We start from the raw sequence: 19,640 nt of genomic DNA on the forward strand, positions 1-19,640 counted from the left end.
CTAAGAAGCGGCGGGCGAATTTGACGGGCCTTGCTCTTTCTTCTTAGCTCTTTGCGCTGCGCTCTTACCCCTTCGCTCTTGGCCCTTTGCCATGCTAGTCTCGCTCGAAGATGAGTCCTGCCACGATCCGAACTGTCGGTTTAGTCGCCAAATACCAAGAGCCTAAAGCCGCCGAAATGGTGCGCTGGCTGGTGCCTTGGCTGCGCCAGCGCGGTAAGCGCGTGCTGGTCGAAAATGGGTTGACCCACGGCGGCGCGATGTCCTGCACCAAAAAACAGATGGCAGCGAAAGCCGATTTGATTGTTTCTCTGGGCGGCGACGGCACGCTGCTCAACATCGCGCCGTTGATCGAGCGGCCCGACGTGCCGATCTTGGGCGTCAATATGGGCGGCTTGGGTTTTATCACGGAAGTGGCGGTCGGTGAGCTGGAGACCGTGCTGCGCAAGACCCTCGACGGTGACTACACGGTCGAGGAACGCATGACCTTGGAGGTGCGCGTTCAAAGCCAAGGCAAGCGGAGCAAGCCGCACAAATACCGGGTGCTGAACGACGCGGTGATCACCAAAGGCGCGCGCAGCCGGATCATCGATCTAGAAACCACGGTGGGCGACGATTATTTGTGCACCTACCGCGCCGACGGCTTGATCATTTCTACACCCACCGGATCGACTGCCTATGCGCTGGCGGCCGGCGGGCCGATTGTCGAACCGGGGCTGGGCGCGATTATTCTAAGCCCCATCTGCCCGCACACGTTGACCAATCGGCCGATCGTGGTGTCGAGCAAGGCGGCCGTGCGGGTAACGCTGCGGTCGTTTGGCGACACGGTCATTCTCAGTCCCGACGGCCAACAGGGCGTGCGTCTCAACAACGGCGACAAAGTCGAAGTGCGCGATTATGGCCTGCCAGTGTCGCTGATCCGGTTGCCGTCGCGCAGCTACTATGAAATCCTGCGTAACAAGCTGAAGTGGGGCGAACGGTAGTTTATGCTTCGTGAGCTGCGCATCAAGAATTTTGCCGTCATCGACGCCGTCGAGCTCGAGCTGGAAGGCGGGCTCAATATTCTCAGCGGTGAAACCGGCGCCGGCAAGTCGATTATCTTAAACGCTCTCGGTTTGATCTCCGGCAACCGGGTCAGCGCCGATCTGATTCGCCACAATGAAGATGAAGCCAGCGTCGAAGCGCTGTTCGAAGCGGTGCCGCCGCGGGTCAAAGAAAAATTGCAACGCGCCGGCATCGATTTTGTCGATGAGTTGATCATCCGACGGGTCATCAGTCGAGCCGGCAAAAATCGCATCTACATCAACGGCGCTCTCTGCCAGCTCAACTTGCTCGGAGAAATCGGCGGCGCGCTGGTGCACATCTATGGCCAGCATGAGCACCATTCGCTGCTCAATCCGGAAACCCACATCGATATGCTCGACAACTACGGCGCTCTCGGTGAGCGGACCACAACGATGGTGGAGAAATATCGCGGCCTGTCCGCCGCCTGGGAAAGCCTGAGCCAGGCGCGCGCTTTGTTGGAGAAGCGCAAGAAGGACCGCGGCCTGCTGGAAGCGCAAGCCGAGGAGATCGCCAATGCGCGGCTGCGCCCCGACGAGGAACAAGAGCTGCAAGAAAAGAAGAACATTTTGCTGCATGCCGAAAAACTTTACCAGGGCTGTCTTGAAGGCGAAGAGCTGCTCTATGAAGGCGAGACCGCGCTGGTGAGCCGGCTCGGGCGCTACGGCAACAAGCTCAATGAGCTGGCGGCCATCGATGCTGCCTTGCAGCCAACGGCCGAGATGGTCAAGTCAGCGCTGGCGCAGCTAAATGAAGCCAACAACGAGCTGCGCCGCTATGCCGAACGGGTTCATTTTGAGCCCGGCGCCCTGGAACATTTGGAAGATCGGCTGGCGGAAATTCATCGTCTCAAGCGCAAATACAACGGCAGCGTCGAAGAGATTTTACAAATGCAGGCGCGTGCGGAGGCGGAGCTGCGCTCGTTGGAGCGGGGCGAAGATGAGGTTCCAGCTTTAGAGCGCGCCTTTGAAGCCGCCGGTCATGCGGCGTGGGAGACCGCGGGCGCGCTGTCCATCGAGCGGGAGCGGGTTGGCAAGCGCTTCAAACGCGCCCTGGAAAAAGAAGTGAAGAGCCTCGGCATGCCGGAAACGGTGTTCGATGTGCGCTTTCTCGACTCGATCGAAAGCGACGATGAGCCGCCGTATATTTTGAGCAAGAAGAAAATCACCGAGTCCGGCATCGATCAGATCGAGTTCTATTTTTCGCCCAACCCAGGCGAGCCCCCTAAGGCGATTGCGAAAATCGCCTCCGGCGGCGAACTGTCGCGCTTGATGCTGGCGATCAAATCGTTGGTGTTAACACCGGGCGACATTCCGACGTTATTGTTCGACGAGGTCGACGCCGGTATCGGCGGCGCCGTGGCTGAAATCGTCGGCAAGAAATTGCAGCAGGTCGCCGAGACCCACCAGGTGATCTGCGTCACCCATCTGCCGCAGATCGCCGCGCTGGCCGACTCGCACCACGTCGTGCGCAAAGAAGTCGCCCGCGGCCGCACGACCACCAAAGTGCAAAAGCTCAAAGAAAAAGAACGGGTCGAAGAAGTCGCCCGCATGCTCGGCGGCCTAACGATCACCGAAAAAACCCGCAAGCACGCCGCCGAGATGGTGAAAGGACACGAGTAGCCAAGCAGGCTGCTAAAACTCATCGGAGCCCTTCGACTAAGCTCAGGGCGAATGGATCTGAGGGCAGGAAAATCCGTTCATGGTGAGCCTGTCGAACCACTCTTGCGAGTTTTTTCAGCACTCTGCTAGACATTGACTTTTGCGCGGCTAACTAAGATATTATCCGAGCAGTTTCCAGTTTCCGCTTTCATACTTCCGTCTTTTAACGTGTGGGGCCGTAGCTCAGTTGGGAGAGCGCTTGAATGGCATTCAAGAGGTCGAGGGTTCGATTCCCTTCGGCTCCACCATTTTCAAATCCATCAGTGTACAGTAAAGTCCATCAACCAGCTATAAATACAACGTTTTTTAGGGTATAATGTCCGGCATGGTCCCTTGCCGTCCAGAAAAATCTGCCCCCATTTGGGGGCAACTCTGGGGGCAACTGGTAGACCGGGAAAGTGAGTTGCCCCCAAATGCCGTTGACTGACGTATCGATTCGCTCTGCAAAGCCCAAGGACAAATCTTTCAAACTGTTCGATAGCGGTGGGCTTTATCTCGAAGTAAATCCCGCTGGGGGCCGTTGGTGGCGCTGGAAGTATCGCTATGGCGCCAAGGAGAAGCGGCTCTCGTTCGGTGTCTATCCCGACGTACCTTTGAAAGCGGCACGGGAAAAGCGAGATTCGGCTCGGCAGCAGCTTGCGGCCGGTGTCGATCCTGGTGAAGCTCGCAAGGCGGAAAAGGTCGCGCAGTCAGGCGCGGAGAGTTTTGAGGCGATCTTTCGTGAATGGCACGCGAAATTCTCGCTAGAATGGGAAGCGAGCCATGGCGACCGCATTTTGCGACGCTTCGAAAGGGATGTTTTCCCGTGGTTGGGGAAGCGGCCGATTGCCGAAATCAAAGCGGTCGAGTTGTTATCCGTGCTGCGCCGGATTGAAAGCCGGGGCGCGCTGGAGACTGCCCACCGGGCCAAGCAAAATTGCGGGCAAGTTTTCCGTTATGCCGTTGCGACGGGTAGAGCGGAGCGCGATCCGACCGGCGATCTTCGCGGCGCGTTACCGTCGCCGAAGGAAAAGCACCATGCATCGATCTTAGAACCCAAGCGAATTGCCGAACTGCTGCGGGCCATCGATAGCTATCAGGGTGAGTTCGTGACCAAATCCGCGTTACGGCTGGCGCCGCTGGTGTTTGTCCGGCCGGGAGAATTGCGCAAGGCGCAATGGCCGGAGATGGACCTTGAAAAAGCAGAGTGGCGCATTCCTGGCGAACGCATGAAGATGCGCGAGCAGCATATTGTTCCGCTGGCGCGCCAAGCCGTCGATATTCTCCGCGAACTTGAGCCGCTGACAAACAAAGTCTTTCCCTCAAGGCCTGACGCGCCCAGATACGTATTCCCGAGCGCGCGGACGTACGAGCGGCCGATGAGTGAAAATGCTGTGCTCGCCGCGCTTCGCCGCATGGGTTACACTAAAGAAGAAATGACCGGTCACGGTTTTCGCAGCATGGCGTCAACGCTGCTGCACGAACAGGGCTGGAACCACCAAGCCATTGAACGCCAGCTCGCCCACGCCGAGCGCAACGCGGTTAGCGCTGCTTATAACTTCGCCGAGCACCTGCCGGAACGGCGCAAGATGATGCAGGCTTGGTCGGATTATCTTGACTCACTGAAGGCTGGTGCGGAAGTGATACCGCTGTTTAAAAAGGCGTAATTCTACGTGACCTTTTTGAATGCAATTCGGAAAGGCCCTGAGCGCCGCTCCGCTAGTTGGTGAGCGCGAGCTGCAAATTGCGCCTCCAGTAGGCATTCCCACAAGTGCAAGCAGTTGGTACAGGTATTTTGGGGGGGGAGGGGGCGTTAAAAGTCTACGGGAATGAAGTTGTAGACCGTGTGAGTAGCCACGCGCATCCGGCCGCAAAATTAGCAAAAGGGGCTGGCTGTTGGTAAGCGGCACCGACACTACTGTGGTGCATCCCGCGGTATGCTCGAATCAATCGCCGGTAAATACGCCCGCAAGCTGTGTTAGCAACTTCCCGGACAATTTTGTTACCGCTTAACGGATTTGTCAGAGCCACAAATTGACCCACAACGGTAGTTAACCCCGCTTCGAGCACATGACCGCGAATCCTCGGTGTCGCTTGAGCGCAGCGTCACTCCCTCGCCACGACGGTGTCGTACAGCCCGTAGTGGGTTAGCCCCTCATGGCTCTCTATTCCCGTGTAGCGCAGCGAGGCATCCTCATAACGCCGGAATGCGAATACGGCCTGATTCATCTGTTCGGTGTTGAAGACCCTGAGCCGCACGAGCAGGTGGAAATCCTTTACCGTCAGACCCGTGACCGTCTCTAACAAGTCGGGCTCGATCTTGGTGATCACATCTTGCAGCGTGTTCTCCCGGAAATCAGTCAGATACATGAACGCCGGGATGCGCGTGGCGAACTTGATGAGTTTTTCCTGCACCAACTTGCGTTTGGACTTGAACTCCTTCTCCTCAGCGGTCAGATCTTTCTTCTCCTTTGCTGACAAGCCGTCATCCTTCGCCTTCTGTTTTAGGTCTTTGATCTTTTGGCTCTTGTTGATGATGGTTTCGATGATGTTGTCGCCGAGCGAACGCCAGCCTTCGATGCGTTCCACGGCGGCCATGGCCTCGGGATTGTCGAGAATGCGGCGCAGCGTGTCGTTATCCACGTTCACGAGCAGCGCGCTTTCCCATTTGCGCGCGAGCAACGTGGCCGACGTTCCGGCCATCGCGATGTCGAGGATACCGCCCGCGTCGATCTGCGTCATGTTCGCGCCGTCGTAGGCCAGCACGGGCAGGAACGACACAAGGTCTTTTACGGCGTTCTCTGGGTTCGGCTCGTTCGGTGACAGGCCAATTCCGTACTCAGAGAGTTGCCGTAACGCCCGCGTCGGCGCGAAGTCGAACACGAAACAAACCGGCTTGAGGATTTCCTCCTCCTTCGGATCGTCGCCGTTGGGATTCTTGATGGACCACGGCGATTGCACGCGGAACGCCGACTGAAAATACGTCTCTGGCGACTTCAAATTTCGCAGCATCAAGATGGATGACCACTGCGGCACGGTGACGCCGGTTGTGAGCTTGCCGCACGAGAGTGTGATGGTCTTGGTGTCGAAGCCGCTGCCGATGGCGTTGCGCACGGGCGGCAGCGCGTCCAGCCCGATGCCCGCCGACGCGCCCGCGGCGACGATTGCGTCGTAGTCGTGCCAGAAAACATTTTGCTTCTCGGCCAGCAGGATCGCCATTGCGTGACAGGCCGCGACGTTGGGCAGAAACCAGAACGAGTGTTGCAGGTACGGCAACAGGCGAACGTCCGAATACGGAAACGGCGGGCGCGTGCCGGTCTTTAGATACTCCGCCGCCTTGGGCGCATACCCGCCGCGGATGATGTCCAGCCACTTCTGCACGTCGCTCTTGTGTTTGAACTGCGCTTTACCGCCGATGCCCGATGCCTCAAAAAACGCGTTGAGATCAAACTCGTCAAACTCTCCGGCGCTGGCGATGGCCACCAACTCGTCGGGCATCTGATAAGTGAGTAATCGCATCTGTGGCAACGCGCCGTAGGGATTCCATTTGCCGGGATTTTTGGCGGCGAACTCTTCCTTCGCGCGCTGTTCGTCGGTGTAGGTCCAGTTGAAAATCTGTTCTTCGATGAACTCGCCGGTGGCCAGCGCCTTGAACGGCGTGCCGGAGAGATACAGGTAAGCCTTCGTGGTGATGGGTAGGAACTCGGTCTCCTTCTCCGACAAAACCGTGAGGTCTTCGTTCACGCCTTCCAAGCCTGCGGCGTATTCGAGCTTCGCCTCGCGTTTGGCGACCGCCTCCTCTTCGCCCTCAAACAATTCCTTCGCCGTCTCGCGCCACGCGCCGAAGTGATATTCGTCGAAGACGACCAAGTCCCACTTCACTTTGTGCAGCCATTCGTTCTTGGCCTTGATGTTGCCGGCATCGTCGCGGCCCAGCAAATCCTGGAACGAACCGAAATAGACGAGCGGCTTCTTGGCAGAAATCTTCGTCGGATCGCTTTCCGAATGGCGCGACATGTATTGCCAGCCGTCGAAATCAATGTGGGATTCGAGGTCCGTCTGCCACGCATCTTCCACGGCAGGCTTGAAGGTGACCACGAGCACGCGCTTCGCCCCAAGTTTCCGGGCAAGTTGATAGGCGGTGAAAGTCTTGCCGAAACGCATCTTCGCGTTCCACAGGAAACGCGGGACGGCGTGCATGTCCTCCTTCCAGATGGAATGGAAATAGGCGTGGGTCTTCTCCACCGCGGCGCGCTGCTCGGCGCGCATCGGAAAGTTCTGGTCGCGCGTGCCGGCAATCTGCTGGCCGGTGCGGAGCGCGATGAGCACAGCCTTCACGTCCGCGAGCTTGCAGCGCACCCATTCCAGTTCGGTGTTCGCGCAACCTTTCCGGACGAGGGCGGCGCGCACTTCATGGTCGGTGAAGGTCGTGCCGTCGTCGCGCTCGGCCGGCTCATCCAGCACGATGGTGTAATTCTTGATATTGGCGGTCTTGAGCTGCTCGGCGACGCGCTGCTTCACGTCGCGCGTGGTCTGCCCCACCTTGAGCAGTCCCGCGTGCGCTTGGTCGTCAATCGAGTAGGCGTAGATGCGCGGACGAGCCTCCGGCTTCGGCGCAAGGATTTCTTCGATGGTCTTACTCATCGTCGTTGTTCATCTCACGGACTTGAGACTCGATGTAAGCCTGCTCTTTTTTCGTGATGCCGTATTTCGCGTAAAGTTCTTCGTCCGTCCAAGTGCGATCCCAGGTCTGCTGAGGAATCCATGAATAGGTGGATCGAAGTGCGTGCTGCGTGATTTTCCGAAGCGAAACGAGGAAGCGAAAGAACCGTGTCCAGGAATAGCTCTGGAAACTAATCGCCGCCTTTTTACTCGCGAGCGGCCCTGCGACCAAATACGTCTGTGTGCATACTGAGTCAGGTGGAGCAACCATCGGAGGGCCAAGAACCACCGCAGGGACTACCCCTCGATCGCCATAAGCCTCTGGGAGCAACACCTTCCATGAATCAATCAAGTGAAGGTTCTTTCGGATGCTGGCGCGAGTCGTGTGAGCAACCACGCGGCGTCCATGGTCAGTAAGGTAGAGAGCCACCGAGCCGCGAAAGGGTTTGTCTTTATAGTCGTCAAAGTTTGTTGCTAGGCCAAATGGTGTGTCTCCGCTCACGAGGTCTGCCACCGAAGGTTCATTCGAGCGCTGAACTTTCTTCAAAATACTAATCGCGCGCTCGTCTCGCACGAAGATGTCGAACTCATCCAGCTTGCGAACGACCGGCGGCTGATGTTCGTCGCCAAGCACGAGACTGTATTTGCAGTCACCTTGATGACTTCTATCCCACAAGAAGTAACCGATCCCGCCCTCGAAATCGACGCCGGGAAATGCCGTCGCCATCCTCGTGTAGTCAACAAAGTGGCTGATGTGTTTGCCCGTAAGCATCGCCTTTCTGAAATCATCCATGCCACGCCCACCAGCCAGCCATCTTGACGGGATAACTATGCTCAAGAAGCGCGGGTCAAGTTTCAGCGCTTGCTCGACAAAGAGATGGTAGATGGATGAATCGCTTGAACCACCCGCGCCGCCTTTCATCTGATACGGTGGATTTCCAATGATGACGTCGAATTGCATGTTGCCTCCAAAAATCTCGCCGAGCCGAGTCTTGATGTTGTCGGTGTGAATGAACGCGTAGGCGTGAGTTTCAAGTCCCACCGCCCGGTCGAAAACGGATTTGCCCGCGCCGCAATATTTGCACTTGGCGCCCTCCCAAGTGTGTTTGAGACCCTTGAACCAGATGTTGCCATCGTCGCTGGCGAAAGATTGGGCGATGGAGTGTTTGCCGGTGGCGTGCTTGGAGCAATAGACGCTGCGCCGCGCGAGTAGGCTGGTGATTTGCGTGATGCCGATGCCGAAAACCTGTTTGGTGAGGATGTGATTGACGCGCTTTTCCAGGTTCGGAATCTCGTGCTCCAATCCCTGGTTGAGGCGACTGGTGATCTCGCGCAGGAAGATGCCGGATTTCGTGCAGGGGTCGAGGAACTTCACGGTCTTGTCCGCCCAGAGGTTCGCGCCGCCGTGGTTGGCGGCCCACGCCTCGGTCAGCGTGTCAAGCATCCGGTTGGCGAACTCCGGCGGGGTGAACACCTCGTCGTTGGAAAGGTTCGCGATGCACGTCAGCACGTCTGGATTGCGCCCGCGCAGAGTAAAACTGGCTTGTAAGCTCATAGGGTCGCCTGCTCCACGATTGCGGCTAGTTCACCCACGGTCATGGGCGGGTAGGTCTTCGCAGGAATGAATATTTCGTGCTTGCCGAGGCTGGCGAAGAGCGACCCCTGGGCGCTGAAAGCCGACGACTGGGTGAGACTATCAAAGCGGAAATCTCGCCGCTGGAACCTGCCCTTCCAAAGATAGCCCCACTCGGCGAAGGTGATGGGTGAGCCATCCCATGCGCGCATTTTCATGGCGTCACCATGAATGAGATTTTGGGACAGGACGTAGAATGCGGCGCGATACAGGTCTTCCGACGGTTCAAGATTCAAATACTTGGCCAATACCTCCAGCAGGTTGGCGCGGCAATCGGCAATGTTGTCGGGCAACAGTTCGATGCCGTAAATGCACATCAGCGCGAGCAGCGCGTAGTGCTGTCGCTCGAACTCGGACTGTCCATATTTGAGTTCCACGGCAGCGAGCTTGCGCCGCAGGACCGGCACAAGAAAGTTGCCGTTGCCGCACGCTGGCTCCAGGAAGCGCGAGTCAATGCGCTCAGTCTCACCTTTCACTAGGTCGAGCATGGCCTCGACCATCCACGCCGGGGTGAAAACCTCTCCGTGGTCAACAACTCGTTGCTTGGACTTGACGACTCCTATGGACCGACGCATTGCGGGTGATGCTTTCCTCGTGGGGATTGCTGGCTATTCAGTGAACCTCGGCCTCGATCAAAACCCCGGATTGTTTATGGCAACATGCTCCTGTAGCGGAATTTAGTTCTGAAAACCAAGACGTGGAAACGACCACTTCCTGCCTTATTCACGCCCTCTACTATCTACTTCAAGGTCCCGTATAATCCAAGGACTTCTATTGGAGCAATCCAGGAGGGCACACATGGCTCGACATTTCTCGACCAAAGACTTCTTCCGGCAGATTCCGAACGGTTTGCTTGCCCGCTATTTTCACGCGCGGAACCTGTTCAGTGATCTGGATTTTGTGGGGATGACAGAAACAAAGCCGGACGCATTGTTCAACGCATGGATCGCCTTGCCAGAAAGTCAGCGCTCCGAGATGGACGCAGAGTTCCGCGAGATCCTGGACATGAGCGACGAAAAGGGGTTCCGCGCGATAATCGACGAGGCGGAATGGCACTTGATCGACGATAAGGAGGCACGCCAACAGTTCGTCGATTAGTCGAGAGCAGTAGACTCTCCGTAAACAGTGACTTGGAACAGCGGCCGGTGTTCTCGCAAAGCACCCATCCCATTTCCTGGTAGAAGTGACAGTTCGCGATGTGCGCTCCTTAGGTTGCAAAATCGTGCGTGATCCTGAACCGCCAGACAATTTGTCTCACGCGTTGGTTTACGGGAAAGCGCCAGACGGCGGACTGACAAAAAGCCAGGCGCGCGGAATCGCCAAGTTTTGTCGGTGGGTCGTTCCTGCGAACGGACCTACTTGATCGTCAATCAAGCAGTGTTGCTATCCACAAAGCTTTCAAGGACCTCTATGCGCCAACTTCCCTGCAATCTTCGTAAACAGATCGAACGCCGTTTCCAGCTCGTCAGCAATCTCGGTTGCGAGTACTTGCGGGTGTGGTAGCGAATCGGTGTCCGTCAGGCTTTGGTCTTTGATCCAGAAGAGGTCGAGGCTGAGTTTGTCGCGCTTTAGAATTTCTTCGTAGGTGTAGCAGCGCCAGCGGCCGTCGGGGTTTGCTTCGCTCCAGGTCGGTTTGCGGTCGTGGATTTTGCCGGGCTTGTAACACTCGACGAATTCGTCGAAGTCTTGGCGTGTGATCGGTGACTGCTTTTGGGTGAAATGTTTGTTGGTCCGTAGATCGTAAACCCACAGCTTATCCGTCCACGGATCGGGGCGGCCTTCTTTCTTATCGAAGAAAAGGACGTTGGCTTTCACGCCGGGGGAATACCAGATGCCGGTTGGCAGTCTTAGGAGTGTGTGGACGTTGCATTTCTCCAGCAGGTTTTTGCGGACTTTCTCGCCGGCACCGCCCTCGAACAGCACGTTGTCCGGCAACACGACGGCGGCACGGCCGTTGATTTTGAGCAGTGTGAACATGTGTTGGAGGAAGTTAAGCTGTTTGTTGCTGGTCGAGGTCCAGAAGTCTTCGCGCACGATGACTTGGTCGTCCTTTTCAGTATCGCCTTCCTCGTTTACGAAAAGCAGGCTCTGGCTTTTGCCGAACGGCGGATTCGCGAGGATCATCGTGTATTCTTTACTCCACGGTGCCGCTAAGCTGTCATGACCGGAGTGGACGACGATCTTGTCGCCGCCGATGCCGTGCAGGTAAACGTTCATCGCGCACATGCGGGCGACCTTGGGTGAAAGCTCCATGCCTTCGACAAGTTCTTCGCGTAGCGATCGCTTCTCGTCGCGGTTTAGTTCCTTGTCGTACCTGTCGAGCACGTAGTTGTAAGCCGTGAAAAGAAAACCACCTGTGCCGGCCGCGGGGTCGCAGATGCGATCCTGCGGTGTGGGCTGCATGACTTCGACCATCGCCTGGATCACGGCGCGGGTGGTGAAGTATTGGCCTGCGCCCTTGGTTGATTCCGACGCGGAACGTTGGAGCAATTCTTCGTAGATTGTGCCCTTCACGTCAACGGGAAGGCTCAGCCAATCTTCCTTATCGATCAGGTTAACGATGAGTTGTTTCAGCAACGCCGGGTTATGGATGTCGCAGCGGGCGCCTTTGAAGATGACGCCCAACATGCCGGGCTTCAGCGCGAGTTTTTCGATTGAGTCGCTGTATTGCTTTTCCAGCGCGGCGCCGTCGAGCGGCAGCAAGGCTTTCCAACCGAGGTCGGGGGGCACGATGGGCGGCTGCTTGTAGGGCTCCTCAGTTAGCTGGTCGGCCATCTTGAGAAACAGCAACATCGTGAGTTGCTCGACGTATTCGACGCAACTGAGCCCGGCTTGCTGCAAGACTCCGGCATAACTCCATGCCCGTTTGCCAATTTGAGATGAGTCGATCATGAAAGTCTTTCGCTCAAGGATTGGCGGCGGCACGTTTGCGCGACGACTTGGGCTTGCTGAGTTTTCGATCCTTGACGGCCTGCTTAGCCCTTTCTTGGCGCTCGACGGCGATACGCGTTAGCAGTTCGCTAGCGGGTTCGTCGCTCGGGTCCTGAGGGACGAGTTGGCCGGTAAAGGCGTGGCGGAGGATTGATTGACGCAATCCCTGAGCGCTCTTCAGTTTCGCTTCTAGATCCGATTCGAGGTGGTCTATGATGGAGATTTGGTCTTCAACGGCATCGACAATGGCTTCTTGCTCGGCGAGTGGGGGCAATGGAAATGTAATTTGCTCAACGATGCTCTTGTTCATCGCAGGCTGATTATTTCCTGAGCCTAGCTGACGTGTCTGTTCGTAGCGAAAGAGCAGCCAGAAGTAGATGAACTCCGAAGGTATAGGGGTATCCGAAACCCAAACCGCCGCGCAATTCTGATTGTTGCAAGCGGCGATCTTCAGTATACCCGCCTTTCCCCGAGTCTTGCCTTCACCAATCATGTTTAAGATGACAGATCCCGCAGGATTGAGCTGAGTGCTTGAATTGGAAAAACCTTCGGCGGTTATCTTTTCTCTGGTATCAAAGATATGACAGAATTGGACCTCTCCTGATGCAACCCACGGAATGTCCCCGTTCCAGAACGCTTTCACGACGCGGCTTGGCGTTGCGCCAACATGAACAGCGAAACATTCGCCCAGGCTGCTCCAACACCACCGCTCGGGCAACTTCGGCAGGTTTGTGGTAACTGGAGCGACGGGTTCTTTGTACTTCGCTTTCCAATCCTTCGGTGGCTCTTTGCCGGCGTCTTTGAACTTCTGGAGTTGGGCTTCTTCCCAGCGGCGGCGGCGTTCGGCGAGGATGCGGGTGAGAAGTTCAGACGCAGGCTCAGTGCCCGGATGTTGGTCACGCCATTCGGCGGTCAACTCACCTTCCACCGCGGCCTTGAGCACCGCGGCGCGGTAGTGTTTCAGCTTCGCTTGCGCTCGTTCTAGGGCAGCGACTCCGGCGTCGAGATCGGAGAGGAGTTCGTCTACCGTACGTGCGATGATTTCTTGTTCGCTAAAAGGAGGAACGGGAAACGCAATTTTGGCAAGGTTTACTCTAGAAATGCGCTTTCGCGTTGTCCCGCTCTGGAGTTCCGAGACCAAGCGTCTGATTTGAGGTGTGTTCAATTGATGCATCAACCAACGCGATGAGACCTTGTCTGTAACGCGAAGAATACACACGTCAACCACAGTTACACAGGGCTTTGAGTCACCCGGAAACGAACAGACACGGCCAAGTGGGTCTGGCATACGCGCCACAAGCAAATCGCCAGATTGTAGGAATGTGCATCTGAGTTCGCTAGCCTTAGCTGAAGTAAGAAAGCGACTCGACCTATCGCGGTATTTTCCATCTCCCACGTCGGCCAATTGAATCAAGCGAATGTCACCAGCAGGATCTTGATCCTTTGACTCAACCCAATCACCATCGCAAAAGACGCCATCGTATCCGATAAGGTCGCCGAGGGTCGCGGTGGTCCAACCTTTAGATAGTGCGTACCCATTTTCAGCTTCACTCATGCCGCTAACCGTTCATTCAACTCTGCAATTAGCGGATTGAGCTTATCACCAAATAGCGCGTGAGCGCGGCCAAGGCTTCCATGCTGGCCGAACCAGCCGTCCTGAAAGTCGTCCGGCTCAATGGCGAGGGTAGTTGCGATATGCTCGGCCATGCGGTCAAGCCATTCGCGTTGCTCTGTTGTGAAGCTTTTCGCGGCATCGTGGTCGGCGAGCCATGCTTCGTAACGTGCTCGCACTTCGTCTGCGTAGGGTGCGAGCGTGTTATCTGGAACAATTGCGTGGCGTACGAGCGTCACCAAGTCGGCGAGCTGCGATCCACCGAGACCTTGAACCCTTGCGCTCTCGACAGCCTGAAAGGCGCGCCATAGCTGCGTGGGCGTACTTGCAAGTGGCGGCGTGGAAAGAGCGTCTTTCAACTGGCGCAGGTCTTTGAGCGAAAGTTTCAAAGGCTTGGTGCCGGCGTAGAGCACTTGCAGGGCGGTGAGTTCGTCTTTGTGCGTGGCGATCCAGGCGCGGAAGTCCTTCACTTTGGCCTGTGCTTTGTCCACGGCGGAAGCATCGAAGCCAGAATAGAGCACGTCGTCAATGGTGTGACGGTCGATGGTCTGCTCATTCAAAGCGCGAATTTCGAGGAGGCGGCGGCGACACGCGGCTTTGTGAAACGGTGTCACGGCCTGTTGGGCGAGTTGGTCGGTTGCCTGCTTGATCTGTGCTTCGGTTGGAATTTCAACGCCGGATATTTCTTTGGCGGTTTCGATCTGCGCGTCCGCGTCGCAGGCGCGCATGAGGTCGCCCGCGAGATCGGGGAAGGACTTGCCGCCAGCGAGTTCGCGCAGCTCGGTCAATTGCTCGGGTGAAAACTCACGCTGCATGCGGGCGAGGCGCCCGGCCAGCGTAGTGAACGCGTCGGGGTCGGTGCCGCCTTGCGCAACGTATTCGAGTAACTCGGCAAGCGTGGCGGATGGCTTGCGGTTGAGCGTATGGGAGTCGGTCTTGTCCTGTTCGCACACACCGACCGCGTCCACGATGACAAAGCGGTCCTTGGTTTTGGCGCTCGGAGTGACGGTCTTGAGCTTGTCCGGCGAAATGATGCGCACGCCACGGCCTTTCATCTGCTCGAAGAAGCCGGCTGACTTCACGTTGCGCATGAAGAACACACACTCGATGGGCTTTACGTCGGTGGCCGTGGAAATCATGTCCACGGTGACGGCGATGCGCGGATAGTAGCTATTGCGAAAGTTGCCGAGTATCTGGTCGGGCGACAGGTTCGACGTTTTCACCCACTCGACGACCTCAGATTCGCTGCCGTCGTCATTCTTCACCTTTTTCGTGACTCGGGTAAAGCCGGTGCGGTAGGTGATCTTCTCGCAGAACTCGTTTTTCTCCGCGAACTCGTCGCGCACCATGCGGACAATGTCCTCAGCGTGTGAATCGTCCCTGGCGAAGATAAGCGTTTTGGGGACTTCTTTGCGGTCAGGGAAAGCGTCCGGCAACACTTTGTCACGGAACTGCCGAATGATCGTCCGAATCTGGCTCTCGGCGACAACGTCGGCGTTCAGTTGGTTTGCCGTATAAGTGAAGTCTTGCGTTAGCAGCTCGATCCGCTCGGCGCGGGTGAGCTTGTGGCGCTTGTCCACGTACACGCCGGTGGGCGCGACTATGGGTGCCGCGTTCCCGTAGTCGGCGGGAGCCTCGGCGGCAATGGTCGCGCCGCTCTCAGTAATGCGGGTGCGGATACGGTAAACGTCGAAGTCCACATTGACGCCATCGGTCACTGCCTCGTCGTGGCCGTACTGCATGACGAGATTCTGATTGAAAAAGCCAATGGTCTTGCCCGCTGGCGTTGCGGTTAGGCCGATGAGGAATGCGTCGAAATATAGCAGCACCTGCGCCCACAGCTCGTAAATAGATCGATGGCACTCGTCTACGATGATGAAGTTGAAGAACTCGGGCGGTATGCCGGCGTTGTAAACCACGTCGGGCGGCTCGCCCATCCAAGGTCTTGCCGAGTCGAAGCCGGAGCCCTCTTCGTTCTCCGCATCATATTCGGCTTCGCCTTTGAGCATGGAGTAAAGGCGCTGAATGGTCGTGATAACGACCTTAGCCGCGGGATTGATAGAGTTGGTCTTGAGTCGCTGCACCGTGTAGAGCGTCGGAAACTTCCGCGTATCGTCCGGCGGTGTGTAGTTAGCGAACTCGTCCTCTGTCTGTTTGCCGAGATTGCCGCGGTCCACAAGAAAAAGAATGCGCTTGGCACCGCCAAACTTAAGCAGCCGGTAGGCGCTACTGACGGCGGTAAAGGTTTTACCCGAGCCGGTCGCCATCTGCACTAGGGCGCGAGGGTCGGCTTTGGTGAGAGACGCTTCGAGGTTCGTAATCGCTCTCGCCTGCACGCTCCACAGTCCGGTGCTATCGAGGGCGGGCAACTGGGCGAGCCGGGCGCGGAGTTGGTAGAGCTGGCCCAGCCAATCTGCAAACGTTTCCGGGCGCGGGAAGCTAAAGACCTTGCGGCTACGTGGCTTGGGGTCGAGGCTGTTGGTGAAAAACGTCACAGAGCCGTTCGACTCAAAGAGAAACGGTAGCGGCCGGCGATGGGCGGGTAGGTTGTCGGGCAGGCCCGCGGCATACTTTGCAGACTGAGCCTCGACACCGGCGAGCGTCCCTTCGGCCTTGGCTTCGATGGCGCCTACGGCCTTGCGGTCGAGATAGAGCAGATAGTCCGCATAACCGAACCCGGATTTCATCGGGAACTCACGCACGGCAACACCGCGGCCAGCCGTAAGGTCGAGGTCGGCGCGGTCCTGGACCTTCCAGCCGGAAGCTATGAGCTTGGCGTCTATCTCGCGGCGGGCTTTCTGTTCCGGGGTGTCGGCCATAAATGAATTTACATACGCTACTAACGCGCTATTATGTACTGAAACGTCCGATAGAATCCAACGCCGTAGATATTTCGCGATGGAGGAAGAGGTAAGGTGGCGATAGCTGTTCCCCACGGACCGCCAATCAAAAGAAGTGGTGTTGACGCCAAGACCGCACTGAAACTCGTTACAGGTGCTTTGGTAGATGCTCAAAAAACTGCGAGGCCTCCTTTTCTACTAATTACGCGAACGGGAGAGCGCTGGCTCAATCAGCTCTATCGCCATGAAGTAATCTCGGCGCTCAAAGACATCTTAGAGAAGAACCCGGGGCTCTTTGCGATTGTTCCGAATGAAGACTTGCAGGATGCGCCCAAGGAAACGGAGGCAATGCTCGCAGGATTTCACAGCGAAAAGCAGTGGTGGAAGAAATGGCAAGAAGCACCAGAGGACACACCTATCCTTATTGGGTTTCAAGACGCTTTCAGCAACTGGTGTGCGGCGCAAATACACAAGCAAAACTCTTCGCTCAAAAATCTTACTGAGACCAGCCGTCAAAAGGTGTGGCACGTTGTCGAGGGGATATACCAACAGTTTGAATTGTCGTCGAACCCGAAACTGACGCTTCATTGGGTTCCGGCTAGCCCTGTTAAGGATCATAGCGCAACTCAGCTCGCGTTGGAGTTCCTCGAAAACAAGGACGTGGTAACCAGGTTCAAGTTTCACTATCACCAATACGGCGGTTACGTTGAGGTGGAAATCGATATCAAGGAGTTTTTCAGAATTCGTGATGAACTGCTCGCGTTATATGTTTCCGCACACGATGCGAACACGGCTGACCATGAACCTGCTCCAGTCCCGTCAAATCCATTTGCCGCTCTCAACGGCCTTAAATGGCAGGACATCACGATTCAGTTTGTGAATGGTCATGAAGCTAGGATTTCTGCTAATTCAACCACCGCGACATTGGATTTTAAGGACATGGGGTTTGAAGATGGGCGAAACCGGCAGCCAAATTCCCAATGGGCACTAATGCGGTTGTTGGCTGATCGCAAAGGCCAGATAAGCTGGGACGATTCAGAAGCCGCCGATAGGATACGCAAGCAAAAACAACTTTTGTCGGAATCGCTGAAAGACTTTTTCCACCTCAATGAAGACCCGTTCCACCCTTACAAGAATGAGAAAGCGTATCGCATCAAGCTGAAGCTGAAAGCCGAAGGCGACTGACCAGCATTAATGTCCGAATAATCATCCTTCCGTGAAAATTCACACGTTCGCGTGAATCTTCACGGAGGTCTAAAAGTTTTTTTCTCATTTCATTTTCCGTAGTTACATCGTTTGCCGTGATTTTTCGCCATTAAGGCTAAGAATCCACGGAGGTGTAACGACGATGCACACAATTCTAAGACTTCCCGAAGTGAAGCGGAGCACGGGGCTTTCGCGCAGCACGATCTACTTACGAGTTGCCGAAGGCAAATTCCCCAAGCCGGTTAGTTTAGGCGGGCGCGCCGTCGGCTGGTTAGAAGCCGAGGTCCAAGACTGGTTGCGCCAACGCATTGAAGCAAGCCGAAAGGCCAGCGCGTGAGCCACAGCCTATCCGCGGTCGATGCGGGACAGCGGCGCAGGCGCAAACGCCATCCGAACCACCGGCTTGTCAAGATTCACCGCAGCTACACGGTCGAGGAGGTCGCTCGACTGTTTGGTGGCCATCGGAATACCGTGCGCCATTGGATCAAGCGCGGCTTGCCAACCGTTGATGACAAGCGACCGACGTTGATCCTCGGGCGTGAGCTTGCCGAATTTCTCCAAGGACTACGGCAAAAGAATAAGCGGAAGTGCCAGCCCGGCGAAATCTACTGTGTAGGGTGCCGGGCACCGCAAAAACCAGCCGGCGACATGGCTGAATACAAGCCGTTGACGCCCTCGCTTGGAAACCTCGTCGCCATCTGCCCAGTGTGCGACGCCATGATTTACCGACGGATAAATCCGGCGAAGTTGCAACAGGTTTGCGGCAATTTGAACGTCACAGTGCCGCAGGTAGGAGAGCACATAAGCGAGAGTAGTAGAGTCTCCGTAAATTGTGCTTTCAGGAAGGGGTAAGATGAGCATGTCAAAACACAATCCCACCAACGAAAGAATTAAGCGGGAGTATTTCACCTTTCTCAAAGAAGCCAAGCGGCAAGCCGAAGCCAGCATTGACGGCGTCGCTCAAGCCTTGGCCCGGTTTGAAGGCTATACGGGCTATCGCGACTTCAAAGCCTTCCATCATCAGCAAGCGGTCAATTTCAAACGGCACCTTGCAGAGCAAACCAGCAGCGTCACGGGCGCGAAATGGAGCAAGGCGACGATATACGCCACGTTGACTGCGCTGAAACGATTCTTCCAATGGCTTGCTGGACAGCCCGGCTACAAGTCGCGACTTAAGTATTCGGACGCTGACTTTTTCAATCCATCAGAAAAGGACACCCGAATCGCAACGGCACGCCGCGAAAGACCATTCCCGACGATTGAACAGGTCAAGCACGTCATTGCCGCCATGCCAAGCAACACGGAAATCCAACGCCGTGATCGGGCTGTGGTGGCTTTCACGCTACTCACCGGTGCACGGGACAGCGCCATTGCGTCCATGAGCCTGAAGCATGTGGATTTAGCAGCCAGTAGCGTCAATCAGGATGCCCGCGATGTGAAAACCAAATTCAGTAAGACCTTCACGACTGCCTTTTTCCCGGTTGGTGAGGAAATCGTGCATATTGTCGAGGACTGGGTGACTCATTTGCGGCAAGAAAAGTTATGGGGGAACGACGATCCGTTGTTCCCGGCAACCAAGGTTATCGTGGGTGAGGGGAATCGCTTCGAGGTGGCGGGCCTAAAGCGCAACCATTGGAGCAACGCGACGGCGATCCGCAAAATATTCCGTGCGGCGTTTGAGGCGGTCGGCTTGTCTTATTTTCATCCGCACAGCCTGCGTAATACCTTGGTTCAGCTAGGTGAGAAACTTTGTAAGACCCCCGAAGAATTCAAGGCGTGGAGTCAGAACCTCGGACACGAGAAAGTGCTCACGACGTTTTGCAGCTATGGCCAGGTCGCGACTGCGAGACAGGGTGAGATTATCCGTGATCTTGGCAAGCCGCGACAGTTGGACGCACCGCACGTTTCGCAATTAGCAAAAGAGCTCGCACGTGAGATGGCGAATCATAAAATCGATCTTGTGAGCGCAAATCGTGAGTGATACCGAGAGTGTGGGGGCAACTTTGGGGGCAGTACTGTTTTTTTGAACTCAACATCTAATGAGATATTAAGATGTT

The 19,640-nt window shown here is 56.3% G+C and carries 14 protein-coding genes and 1 tRNA gene; 9 read left to right on the forward strand and 6 right to left on the reverse strand.

Translation table 11 applies throughout. The features are described from left to right. The first annotated feature begins 110 nt into the window (after positions 1 to 110). From FJ145_19160 to FJ145_19175, 4 genes are all read left to right on the forward strand, one after another. On the forward strand, positions 111 to 980 hold the full coding sequence (locus tag FJ145_19160; protein MBM4263536.1) for an NAD(+) kinase: 870 nt from the start codon (positions 111 to 113) through the stop codon (positions 978 to 980). A gap of 3 nt (positions 981 to 983) precedes the next feature. Further along, a complete protein-coding gene (gene recN / locus FJ145_19165; protein MBM4263537.1) occupies positions 984 to 2,681 on the forward strand; it encodes a DNA repair protein RecN in 1,698 nt (565 codons plus the stop codon). Positions 2,682 to 2,892: 211 nt separating this feature from the next. Then, a tRNA-Ala gene (locus tag FJ145_19170) sits at positions 2,893 to 2,968 on the forward strand. A gap of 165 nt (positions 2,969 to 3,133) precedes the next feature. Then, complete coding sequence (locus tag FJ145_19175; GenBank protein ID MBM4263538.1) at positions 3,134 to 4,366, forward strand: DUF4102 domain-containing protein; 1,233 nt, start codon at positions 3,134 to 3,136, stop codon at positions 4,364 to 4,366. Positions 4,367 to 4,805: 439 nt separating this feature from the next. On the opposite strand, the gene FJ145_19180 is transcribed toward FJ145_19175, so the two are convergent. The 3 genes from FJ145_19180 to FJ145_19190 are packed head-to-tail and all read right to left on the reverse strand — an operon-like array spanning position 4,806 to position 9,557. Further along, positions 4,806 to 7,343 (reverse strand): restriction endonuclease, encoded by a 2,538-nt coding sequence (locus FJ145_19180; protein MBM4263539.1) that lies wholly within the window; start codon positions 7,341 to 7,343, stop codon positions 4,806 to 4,808. After that, a complete protein-coding gene (locus tag FJ145_19185; GenBank protein MBM4263540.1) occupies positions 7,336 to 8,916 on the reverse strand; it encodes a restriction endonuclease in 1,581 nt (526 codons plus the stop codon). The genes FJ145_19180 and FJ145_19185 overlap by 8 nt, the downstream gene beginning before the upstream one ends. Further along, on the reverse strand, positions 8,913 to 9,557 hold the full coding sequence (locus tag FJ145_19190; GenBank protein ID MBM4263541.1) for an SAM-dependent DNA methyltransferase: 645 nt from the start codon (positions 9,555 to 9,557) through the stop codon (positions 8,913 to 8,915). Before FJ145_19190 ends, FJ145_19185 begins: the two co-directional genes overlap by 4 nt. Before the next feature lie 235 nt (positions 9,558 to 9,792). Between FJ145_19190 and FJ145_19195 the strand changes: the two genes are divergently transcribed. Then, complete coding sequence (locus tag FJ145_19195) at positions 9,793 to 10,092, forward strand: hypothetical protein (protein ID MBM4263542.1); 300 nt, start codon at positions 9,793 to 9,795, stop codon at positions 10,090 to 10,092. Positions 10,093 to 10,392: 300 nt separating this feature from the next. Here the strand turns inward: FJ145_19195 and FJ145_19200 are convergent, their stop codons facing one another. From FJ145_19200 to FJ145_19210, 3 genes are read right to left on the reverse strand one after another with little or no spacing between them, the layout of a single operon-like run. Continuing rightward, on the reverse strand, positions 10,393 to 11,886 hold the full coding sequence (locus FJ145_19200; protein MBM4263543.1) for an SAM-dependent DNA methyltransferase: 1,494 nt from the start codon (positions 11,884 to 11,886) through the stop codon (positions 10,393 to 10,395). A 13-nt stretch (positions 11,887 to 11,899) separates the two neighbouring features. Then, the gene (locus FJ145_19205; GenBank protein MBM4263544.1) at positions 11,900 to 13,480 is read right to left on the reverse strand and encodes a type I restriction endonuclease subunit S; all 1,581 of its coding nucleotides are present in this window, start codon (positions 13,478 to 13,480) and stop codon (positions 11,900 to 11,902) included. After that, complete coding sequence (locus tag FJ145_19210) at positions 13,477 to 16,356, reverse strand: DEAD/DEAH box helicase (protein ID MBM4263545.1); 2,880 nt, start codon at positions 16,354 to 16,356, stop codon at positions 13,477 to 13,479. Before FJ145_19210 ends, FJ145_19205 begins: the two co-directional genes overlap by 4 nt. 96 nt (positions 16,357 to 16,452) lie before the next feature. Here FJ145_19210 and FJ145_19215 point away from each other — a divergent pair, with 96 nt between their 5' ends. The 4 genes from FJ145_19215 (at position 16,453) to FJ145_19230 (ending at position 19,564) form a co-directional block, all read left to right on the forward strand. Then, complete coding sequence (locus FJ145_19215; GenBank protein ID MBM4263546.1) at positions 16,453 to 17,562, forward strand: hypothetical protein; 1,110 nt, start codon at positions 16,453 to 16,455, stop codon at positions 17,560 to 17,562. 163 nt (positions 17,563 to 17,725) lie between these two features. Beyond that, positions 17,726 to 17,920 (forward strand): AlpA family transcriptional regulator, encoded by a 195-nt coding sequence (locus FJ145_19220; GenBank protein ID MBM4263547.1) that lies wholly within the window; start codon positions 17,726 to 17,728, stop codon positions 17,918 to 17,920. Beyond that, the gene (locus tag FJ145_19225; protein MBM4263548.1) at positions 17,917 to 18,435 is read left to right on the forward strand and encodes a helix-turn-helix domain-containing protein; all 519 of its coding nucleotides are present in this window, start codon (positions 17,917 to 17,919) and stop codon (positions 18,433 to 18,435) included. Before FJ145_19220 ends, FJ145_19225 begins: the two co-directional genes overlap by 4 nt. Before the next feature lie 7 nt (positions 18,436 to 18,442). After that, the gene (locus tag FJ145_19230) at positions 18,443 to 19,564 is read left to right on the forward strand and encodes a site-specific integrase (GenBank protein MBM4263549.1); all 1,122 of its coding nucleotides are present in this window, start codon (positions 18,443 to 18,445) and stop codon (positions 19,562 to 19,564) included. The last annotated feature ends 76 nt before the right edge of the window (positions 19,565 to 19,640 follow it).

The organism is Deltaproteobacteria bacterium, from assembly GCA_016874755.1.
GTDB lineage: Bacteria > Desulfobacterota > Binatia > UBA9968 > UBA9968 > DP-20.

What these genes read in the sequence shown, in the direction of transcription:
- FJ145_19195 (MBM4263542.1), top strand. Translation starts at nt 9,793, where the DNA reads ATGGCTCGACATTTCTCGACCAAAGACTTCTTCCGGCAGATTCCGAAC.
- recN (MBM4263537.1), top strand. Translation starts at nt 984, where the DNA reads ATGCTTCGTGAGCTGCGCATCAAGAATTTTGCCGTCATCGACGCCGTC.
- FJ145_19230 (MBM4263549.1), top strand. Translation starts at nt 18,443, where the DNA reads ATGTCAAAACACAATCCCACCAACGAAAGAATTAAGCGGGAGTATTTC.
- FJ145_19175 (MBM4263538.1), top strand. Translation starts at nt 3,134, where the DNA reads ATGCCGTTGACTGACGTATCGATTCGCTCTGCAAAGCCCAAGGACAAA.
- FJ145_19205 (MBM4263544.1), bottom strand. Translation starts at nt 13,480, where the DNA reads ATGAGTGAAGCTGAAAATGGGTACGCACTATCTAAAGGTTGGACCACC.
- FJ145_19180 (MBM4263539.1), bottom strand. Translation starts at nt 7,343, where the DNA reads ATGAGTAAGACCATCGAAGAAATCCTTGCGCCGAAGCCGGAGGCTCGT.
- FJ145_19200 (MBM4263543.1), bottom strand. Translation starts at nt 11,886, where the DNA reads ATGATCGACTCATCTCAAATTGGCAAACGGGCATGGAGTTATGCCGGA.
- FJ145_19185 (MBM4263540.1), bottom strand. Translation starts at nt 8,916, where the DNA reads ATGAGCTTACAAGCCAGTTTTACTCTGCGCGGGCGCAATCCAGACGTG.
- FJ145_19160 (MBM4263536.1), top strand. Translation starts at nt 111, where the DNA reads ATGAGTCCTGCCACGATCCGAACTGTCGGTTTAGTCGCCAAATACCAA.
- FJ145_19210 (MBM4263545.1), bottom strand. Translation starts at nt 16,356, where the DNA reads ATGGCCGACACCCCGGAACAGAAAGCCCGCCGCGAGATAGACGCCAAG.
- FJ145_19220 (MBM4263547.1), top strand. Translation starts at nt 17,726, where the DNA reads ATGCACACAATTCTAAGACTTCCCGAAGTGAAGCGGAGCACGGGGCTT.